The sequence below is a fragment of the Vibrio genomosp. F10 str. 9ZD137 genome, from assembly GCF_049974785.1.
Classification (GTDB): domain Bacteria; phylum Pseudomonadota; class Gammaproteobacteria; order Enterobacterales; family Vibrionaceae; genus Vibrio.
In genome coordinates this window covers 1-8,795 of sequence record NZ_JBNGCJ010000263.1, presented here as the reverse complement: position 1 = coordinate 8,795, position 8,795 = coordinate 1, and the positions used below count along the sequence as shown (strand labels likewise).

7 protein-coding genes are annotated in these 8,795 nt (G+C 42.7%); 6 read left to right on the top strand and 1 reads right to left on the bottom strand.

The window, feature by feature from the left end:
* The coding region (locus tag ACP45E_RS04375) for a cache domain-containing protein (protein ID WP_347229973.1) at positions 1-494 on the bottom strand (494 nt) is incomplete at its 3' end.
* A 545-nt stretch (positions 495-1,039) separates the two neighbouring features.
* Between ACP45E_RS04375 and tig the strand changes: the two genes are divergently transcribed.
* The 6 genes from tig to ACP45E_RS04345 all read left to right on the top strand — a co-directional run.
* Positions 1,040-2,347: a trigger factor gene (tig, locus tag ACP45E_RS04370; RefSeq protein ID WP_017033955.1), complete on the top strand. Its 1,308-nt coding sequence runs from the start codon at positions 1,040-1,042 to the stop codon at positions 2,345-2,347.
* A 102-nt stretch (positions 2,348-2,449) separates the two neighbouring features.
* Complete coding sequence (clpP, locus tag ACP45E_RS04365) at positions 2,450-3,076, top strand: ATP-dependent Clp endopeptidase proteolytic subunit ClpP (protein ID WP_017033954.1); 627 nt, start codon at positions 2,450-2,452, stop codon at positions 3,074-3,076.
* A gap of 81 nt (positions 3,077-3,157) precedes the next feature.
* Positions 3,158-4,438: an ATP-dependent protease ATP-binding subunit ClpX gene (gene clpX / locus ACP45E_RS04360; RefSeq protein WP_017033953.1), complete on the top strand. Its 1,281-nt coding sequence runs from the start codon at positions 3,158-3,160 to the stop codon at positions 4,436-4,438.
* 135 nt (positions 4,439-4,573) lie between these two features.
* Positions 4,574-6,934 (top strand): endopeptidase La, encoded by a 2,361-nt coding sequence (lon, locus tag ACP45E_RS04355; protein ID WP_017038957.1) that lies wholly within the window; start codon positions 4,574-4,576, stop codon positions 6,932-6,934.
* 181 nt (positions 6,935-7,115) lie between these two features.
* A complete protein-coding gene (locus ACP45E_RS04350) occupies positions 7,116-7,388 on the top strand; it encodes an HU family DNA-binding protein (protein WP_017033951.1) in 273 nt (90 codons plus the stop codon).
* A 174-nt stretch (positions 7,389-7,562) separates the two neighbouring features.
* Positions 7,563-8,795: SurA N-terminal domain-containing protein (locus ACP45E_RS04345; protein WP_069584736.1), on the top strand; the 1,233-nt coding region annotated here is incomplete at its 3' end.

The following is an 8,795-nucleotide window of genomic DNA, read 5'->3' as shown; positions in this document are numbered from 1 at the left end:
ACCGCTCTTCCGATCTGATACGAGTAGTAGTAACCTCGTTGACCTGATGTCGAACCTAGAGCGAAGTAGCGGCTGGTGTTTCCTTCTAACGCTTCTTGAAAATAAGGACGCCATGCGAAATTTCGACCCACAAAGGTGCGTGACATATTCCAATTGCTCGCGGCAATGGTTGTGCCGTTTCGATCGATAAGATACGTGTCTGCCGCCTGAATCACAGAATTTACTTGTTCTAGGTATCGGTTAGTGACTTCAATTTGTGCACTGTTAGCCGGGGCAAGCAGTGCATCTCTCAGCTCTTGGTCTTTTGATAGTAACTGAGGAATATGGTCGTATTTATCTAACTTGGAGGTGATATATTCAGAAAATCGGTCCAGCTGTGTTTGGTGGACAGCGTAGATATCCTGTTTTTGTAGATCCCAAACCAGTTTCGTTCCAATCACGGTACAAAAAACAAAGATAATGATGAAACCAATATTTAAATGCTTAATGGTCAACCTGTTGCCCCTTCATCCGATACCTTTCTAGATTAAATGTTGGGTGGGAATTGGACGTAAAAAGTTGCGAAATATGTGTGATAAAACAGGAGCAAGATCTCTTTTTAGTACTTTTACCAAAAAATTAACGTGAGTCTCTTGAAAACTCATCCCTAGCCCCCACTTTTATTCTGAGGTGGTTTTCCAATGGTGGAAATTAAAGCAGTCAGTCACGAAATTAGACTTATGCATCGTCCTATCGTAATGAACGACTCGACAGTCTGGACTTCGCTCGATAGAATGCTGCGTCTAAAATTTTGTCTTGAGACTAATAGGAGATACCTTCGTTTTGTAGAGACAAGTGGGAACGATTTATCGTCGTCACTTTTAGCCACGAATAGTCAAGAAGATATCACTGATTAGTCCAATACTAGAGGTTTCTAGTATTGATGCTCAATTTAACTAAGCACGGCTTAACGTCGTATAAAGATGCAGTCAATCATAGATTATCTATGTTACTGGCTCACCAGCTCAGATACCTGAGCCATTTTTGAGGTTTAAAAATAATGCAAGTTACTGTTGAAACGCTAGAAGGCCTAGAGCGCCGTCTTAATATTACTGTTCCTGCTGCGAACATTGAAGATGCTGTTACTGCTGAACTGCGTAATATCGCTAAAAATCGTCGTTTCGATGGTTTTCGTAAAGGCAAAGTGCCTATGAAAATGGTAGCGAAAATGTACGGACAGGCAGTTCGTCAAGACGTACTAGGTGAAGTGATGCAGCGTCACTTTATCGAAGCTATCGTTAAAGAGAAGACAAATCCTGCTGGCGCACCTACTTTTGCTCCAGTAGAAAACAAAGCAGGCGAAGACCTAGTATTCACTGCTACTTTTGAAGTTTACCCAGAAGTTGAGTTGAAAGGTCTAGAGAGCATCACTGTTGAAAAACCTGCAGTTGAAGTTAAAGACGGCGACGTAGAAGAAATGATCGACACTCTACGTAAGCAGCAAGCAACTTGGGCTGAAGTGGATTCTGCAGCGGAAGAAGGCACTCGTGCAACGATCGATTTCGTTGGTTCTATCGATGGCGAAGAGTTTGAAGGCGGTAAAGCTGAAAACTTCCCTCTAGAAATGGGCGCTGGTCGTATGATTCCAGGTTTTGAAGATGGTATCACTGGTAAAACAGCCGGTACAGAATTTGAAATCGACGTGAACTTCCCAGAAGATTACCACGCTGAAAACCTAAAAGGTAAAGCAGCGAAATTTGCTATCAAAGTAAACAAAGTTGAAGCTCGTGAACTACCAGAAATCAACGATGAGTTTGTGGCTAAGTTTGGTGTTGCTGAAGGCGGTGTTGATGCACTTAAAGCGGAAGTTCGCAAGAACATGGAACGTGAGCTTAAGCAAGCAGTTAAGAACCGTATCAAAGAGCAAGCGATTGACGGCCTTGTTGAGCAAAACGACATCGACGTTCCTGTTGCTCTAATTGACCAAGAGATCGTTGGCCTACGTCAACAAGCGGCTCAACGCTTTGGCGGTAACCCAGAAGCGGCAGAGCAACTTCCACGTGAATTGTTCGAAGAGCAAGCTAAACGTCGCGTAGTGGTTGGTCTTCTTCTAGGTGAAGTGATCAAGTCTGAAGAGCTAAAAGCTGACGATGAAAAAGTGAAAGCTATCATCGAAGAAATGGCGACAGCATACGAAGATCCATCTGAAGTCGTTGCATACTACGAGCAGAACGAACAAATGATGAACAACATGCGCAACGTAGCTCTAGAAGAGCAAGCGATTGATGCCATCATTGCTAAAGCTCAGGTTACTGAAAAGGAAGTTGGCTTTAACGAGCTAATGAACCAACAGCAACCAGCTCAATAAGCAATATATTGTGTAGGTAGTTGACTAAACGTGAACTATTCTGCTAACAATGGTCCGTATGATACTTATCATCCGGACCATTTATTTTAGGGACATAAGAATATGAGCTACCAAGAACAAAATGCAATGTCACCGATTCTAAGCGCTTTAGTGCCAATGGTTGTTGAACAAACTTCCCGTGGCGAGCGTTCTTATGATATTTATTCACGCTTACTGAAAGAACGTATTATCTTTTTGACGGGTCAAGTGGAAGACCAAATGGCAAACCTTGTGGTTGCTCAACTGTTGTTCCTTGAATCAGAAAACCCAGACAAAGATATCTTTCTCTATATTAACTCGCCAGGTGGTAGTGTCACTGCGGGTATGTCGATCTACGACACGATGCAGTACATTAAGCCAAACGTCAGCACCGTATGTATGGGACAAGCATGTTCTATGGGTGCGTTCTTACTGGCAGGCGGTGCTCCGGGTAAGCGTCATGTATTGCCTAACTCTCGTGTGATGATTCACCAGCCATTAGGCGGCTTCCAAGGCCAAGCGTCTGATATCCAAATTCATGCGCAAGAAATTCTAACAATTAAGCAAAAGTTAAATAAATTGCTCGCTGAACATACCGGCCAACCGCTAGAAGTGGTTGAACGTGACACTGATCGTGATAACTTCATGTCAGCGGATCAAGCAGTAGAATACGGCTTAGTTGATTCTGTATTGACAAGAAATGCTGAGTGATTTAATCAAAATTGTTTCACGCATTTCGAGTAGATTTGATATACACTCAAACATAAAGAGTAAAGGCTAAGAGGTTAGCGAATGACAGATAAAAGCAAAGAGAGTGGTAGCAGTAAACTGCTTTACTGTTCTTTCTGTGGCAAAAGCCAGCACGAAGTTCGCAAGCTAATCGCAGGCCCTTCCGTTTACATCTGTGACGAATGTGTCGATTTATGTAACGACATTATTCGTGAAGAGATTAAGGATGTTCTTCCTAAGAAGCAATCTGAAGCGTTACCGACGCCGAGAGAGATTCGTGAACACCTTGATGATTATGTAATTGGCCAAGATTACGCGAAGAAAGTGCTAGCCGTGGCGGTATATAACCACTACAAGCGTTTACGTAACGGTGACACAACCAGCGAAGGTGTTGAGCTTGGTAAGAGTAATATCTTACTTATCGGCCCAACGGGTAGCGGTAAAACATTATTAGCAGAAACACTCGCTCGTTTCTTGGATGTGCCATTTACAATGGCAGATGCAACGACATTAACGGAAGCGGGTTATGTGGGTGAAGACGTAGAAAACATCATTCAAAAACTTCTGCAAAAATGTGATTATGATGTTGCTAAAGCGGAACGTGGCATCGTCTACATCGATGAAATTGATAAGATCTCTCGTAAAGCAGAGAACCCATCGATTACACGTGATGTTTCTGGTGAAGGTGTACAGCAAGCGTTGTTGAAGCTTGTTGAAGGTACCGTTGCTTCAGTGCCACCTCAAGGTGGTCGTAAGCACCCACAACAAGAATTCCTACAAGTTGATACTTCTAAGATCCTATTTATCTGTGGCGGCGCGTTCGCTGGATTGGATAAGGTCATAGAACAACGTGTTGAAACAGGCAGTGGTATTGGCTTTGGCGCAGATGTTCGCTCTAAAGACGAAACCAGAACCATCGGTGAGCTGTTTAAAAAAGTGGAACCAGAAGATTTGGTAAAATACGGTTTGATTCCGGAATTTATCGGTCGACTTCCTGTAACAACAACACTGACAGAGCTAGATGAAGAAGCATTGATTCAAATTCTATGTGAGCCAAAGAATGCACTAACTAAGCAGTATGGTGCGCTGTTTGACCTTGAAAATGTAGAATTGGAATTCCGAGAAGATGCACTTCGAGCGATTGCGAAAAAAGCAATGAACCGCAAAACGGGTGCTCGTGGTTTGCGTTCAATCTTAGAGGGTGTGCTTCTAGAAACGATGTACGAACTGCCATCAGTGAGCGATGTAAGTAAAGTGGTCATTGACGAAACCGTGATTAATGGAGAGTCTGAACCGCTGTTGATTTACAGCAACACAGACAATCAAGCGGCGGGCGCAGACTAACCCAACTAGGCATTTGTTTTAAAAGGAGGTAATCAATTACCTCCTTTTTTTATTCTGTTATTGAAACCACACCATTAGCCCCCATATAGTCATAAATAGTCATACGTTTAATGTTAAAGCGGAAGAGAGAATAATATGAACTTGGAGCGTTCCGAGCGTATCGAAATCCCCGTCCTACCTCTGCGAGATGTAGTTGTTTACCCTCACATGGTCATCCCGTTGTTTGTTGGTCGTGAAAAATCGATTAGTTGCTTAGAAGCGGCGATGGATAACAATAAACAAGTGTTATTGGTTGCCCAAAAACAAGCTGATAAAGACGAACCTGAGTTAGAGGACTTGTTTACTGTTGGTACTGTTGCCACAATTTTGCAACTTCTCAAACTCCCAGATGGTACCGTAAAAGTCCTCGTTGAAGGCCAACAGCGCGCTAAAATAACTGAATTTAAAGAAAACGAATTCTTCCTTGCCGAGGCACAATTCCTAGAAACTCCGGATCTTGATGAGAAAGAGCAGGAAGTGGTTGTGCGGAGTGCAATTAATCAATTTGAAGGATTCATCAAGCTGAATAAAAAAATCCCACCAGAAGTGCTAACTTCTTTAAATGGGATCGACGAAGCGGCTCGTCTGGCGGATACCATTGCCGCCCACATGCCACTAAAGCTTGATGATAAACAACAAGTTTTAGAGATTCTTGATGTTATTCAGCGTCTAGAATTCTTAATGGGCCAAATGGAATCAGAAATCGACATTCTTCAAGTCGAGAAGCGTATTCGTGGTCGCGTTAAAAAACAGATGGAAAAGTCTCAGCGCGAGTACTATCTGAACGAACAAATGAAAGCCATCCAAAAAGAATTGGGTGAAACAGAAGATGGTGTTGATGAATTCGAAGTTCTTAAAAAGAAAATTGAGGATTCAAAAATGCCTCAGGAAGCACGAGAAAAGACAGAACAAGAGCTGCAAAAGCTTAAAATGATGTCACCTATGTCTGCTGAGGCGACGGTTGTACGCAGTTATATTGATTGGATGGTAGGTGTGCCATGGACAAAGCGTTCGAAAGTTAAAAAGAACTTGGCGAAAGCCGAAGAAACGCTGAATGAAGATCATTATGGTTTAGAGCGTGTTAAAGAACGTATTTTGGAATATTTAGCGGTTCAAAATCGCATCAACAAGCTAAAAGGGCCTATTCTTTGTCTTGTTGGGCCTCCTGGTGTAGGTAAAACCTCTTTAGGGCGTTCAATTGCATCTGCTACAGGGCGTAAGTACACGCGTATGGCGCTTGGTGGTGTACGTGATGAAGCCGAGATCCGTGGTCACCGTCGAACGTATATTGGTTCATTACCGGGTAAACTCATCCAAAAAATGTCGAAAGTGGGCGTTAAAAACCCATTATTCCTATTGGATGAAATTGACAAAATGTCTTCAGACATGCGTGGTGATCCATCATCAGCACTGTTAGAAGTCTTGGATCCAGAGCAAAATAATGCTTTTAACGACCATTACCTAGAAGTTGACTATGACTTGTCGGATGTTATGTTCGTTGCCACTTCAAACTCAATGAATATTCCCGGCCCATTGCTCGACCGAATGGAAGTGATTCGCCTATCAGGTTACACCGAAGACGAAAAACTGAATATCGCTAAGCGACACTTGATTGATAAACAGATACAGCGTAATGGTTTAAAACCAAAAGAGATTACGATCGAAGACTCTGCAATCATCGGTATTATTCGTTACTACACGCGTGAAGCCGGTGTGCGTAGCCTAGAAAGAGAAATTTCAAAAATTTGTCGTAAAGCGGTTAAGAACATCCTACTGGATAAAGATCTTAAGTTTGTTGTTGTTACCATGGACAATCTCAAAGACTACTTAGGTGTCCAGCGCTGTGATTTTGGCAAAGCCGATGATAGCAATCGTGTTGGTCAAGTCACCGGTTTGGCGTGGACTGAAGTGGGTGGTGATTTGCTAACCATTGAAACGGAGTCTATGCCGGGTAAAGGTAAACTTACCCAAACAGGTTCGTTGGGCGATGTGATGCAAGAATCGATTCAGGCCGCGATGACTGTCGTTCGTGCCAGAGCCGAAAAGTTAGGCATCAATCCTGATTTCTATGAAAAGCGGGATATTCATGTACACGTGCCGGAAGGAGCTACCCCTAAAGATGGCCCTAGTGCTGGTATCGCAATGTGTACAGCTTTAGTGTCAAGCTTGACGGGTAATCCAGTTAAAGCCGAAGTGGCGATGACAGGCGAAATTACACTGCGTGGTGAGGTTTTACCGATCGGTGGTTTAAAAGAGAAACTTTTAGCCGCTCATCGAGGAGGCATTACTACGGTATTGATTCCCAAAGATAATGAACGCGATTTGGAAGAGATTCCGGACAATGTTATTGCTGATCTCAAGGTGATTCCGGTTCAATGGATTGACGAAGTTCTAACCGTAGCCCTTGAAAGAGACCCTTCAGGGGTTACGTTGAACGCAGAAAAGAGTGATGTGTAGCAAAAATAAGTAAAAGAACACGCTGATTAGCTTAAAAATGCTTGTCAGCGTTTTTTTTGGGCGCTAACGTTATCCACTAAGGCTAAAGCCTGTTGTATCAAGGCTTCGGCTAAATTCAAAAACGTAAATGGAACGAAAGCTACCTACACAATAATAACAGGTAGCGCAAAGGGGAATCACAGTGAATAAGACACAATTAGTAGAAAATATTGCAGAGAAAGCGGACCTTTCAAAAGCTTCGGCAGGTCGTGCATTAGATGCGTTTATTGAAGCAGTAGGCGGTACTCTACAATCTGGTGACCAGGTTGCATTAGTTGGCTTTGGCACTTTCAGCGTTCGTACTCGTGCAGCACGCACTGGACGTAACCCTAAAACGGGTGAAGAAATTCAAATTGCAGAAGCAAAAGTACCAGCATTTAAAGCGGGTAAAGCACTTAAAGATGCTTGTAACTAAGCTCTTGTAAGCTTAGCTTTTGCAAAGTTAGCTTCTGAAAATTTCAGCAGTAGCTTTCATAGAATATGATATTTATGCGCATCCTACTGATGCGCATTTCTTTTTCTGGTATCATCACGCAAATAATTTTTTACTTCGAAGTGTTACGCTTCGTCTTTAGAGAGCAATTAAATTATGATGGAACGGTTTCGCGAAGGCGTGAATGGCCCTTTTGTTAAAATAGTCCTTGGGCTAATTATCCTTTCATTTGTTTTTGCTGGTGTAGGTAGCTATATCATCGGCGGAAATGCAAACTCAGCAGCAAAAGTTGGTAACGCGGAAATCACAAGAGGTGATTTTGAACAAGCGTATCAAAATGAGCGTAATCGCATGCAATCACAGCTTGGTGATTACTTCTCAAACATGCTAGCTGACCCTGCCTATGTAGAATCTTTTCGTAAGTCAGTTTTAGACCGAATGGTGAATGACTTATTGCTTGAGCAGCACGCTGAATCTCTTGGATTACGCGTTAGCGATGCACAAATTAGAACGATGATTCTAGAAATGCCCCAGTTTCAAAGTAATGGTCAGTTTGACCAAGATATCTATCAGACGGGTTTACGACGTGCTGGTTTCTCAGCGGAGAGCTTTGCTCAATATCTGCGCCGAGACTTAACTCGTAATCAATTACTTACCGCGCTTCAAAATAGTGACTTTTCACTCGATGGTGAAGTCAACGCGCAAAGTGAATTGATCATGCAGACCAGAGACATCAGAACTATCAAGCTTTCTGTTGCTGATATGGCGCGTAATATTGAATTGACCGAAGCGGAAATTGAAGCTTTCTACGATGAGAATTCTGTTCGTTATACTCGCCCAGAACAAGTGAAAGTAGGTTATGTCGAGTTGTCTGCACAGCAGATAAAACAAAGTATTGAAGTCTCAGAGCCAGAACTCAAAAAGTACTACCAGGAGCACCTAGATAAGTACTCTACTGAAGAGCAGCGTAAAGTGAGTCATATCTTGGTTCAAGGTGAATTAGAAGCCGCTGAAAAGATACTTGCCGATCTAAAGTCAGGCGCTGATTTTGCTACTTTAGCTGAAGAGTTGTCACAGGACATTGGCAGTGCAGAAGAAGGTGGCTCACTCGGTTGGATAGAACGCGACGTGATGGATCCATCATTTGAAACGGCGGCTTTTGAACTTGCTAATGTTGGTGACATCTCTGAGGTGGTGACTTCTAATTTTGGCTATCACATCATTAAGCTTGATGAACTGAAAGATTCGGTTTCTCAGCCATTTGAAGCGGTTAAAGAAGACATATTGGCAGACCTTGTTGATCAAAAAGCAGTAGACGCTTTTTATGAGTTACAAAGCGAGTTTGAGCGAATTGCGTTTGAATATCCAGATTCTTTAGACGATGCTGCC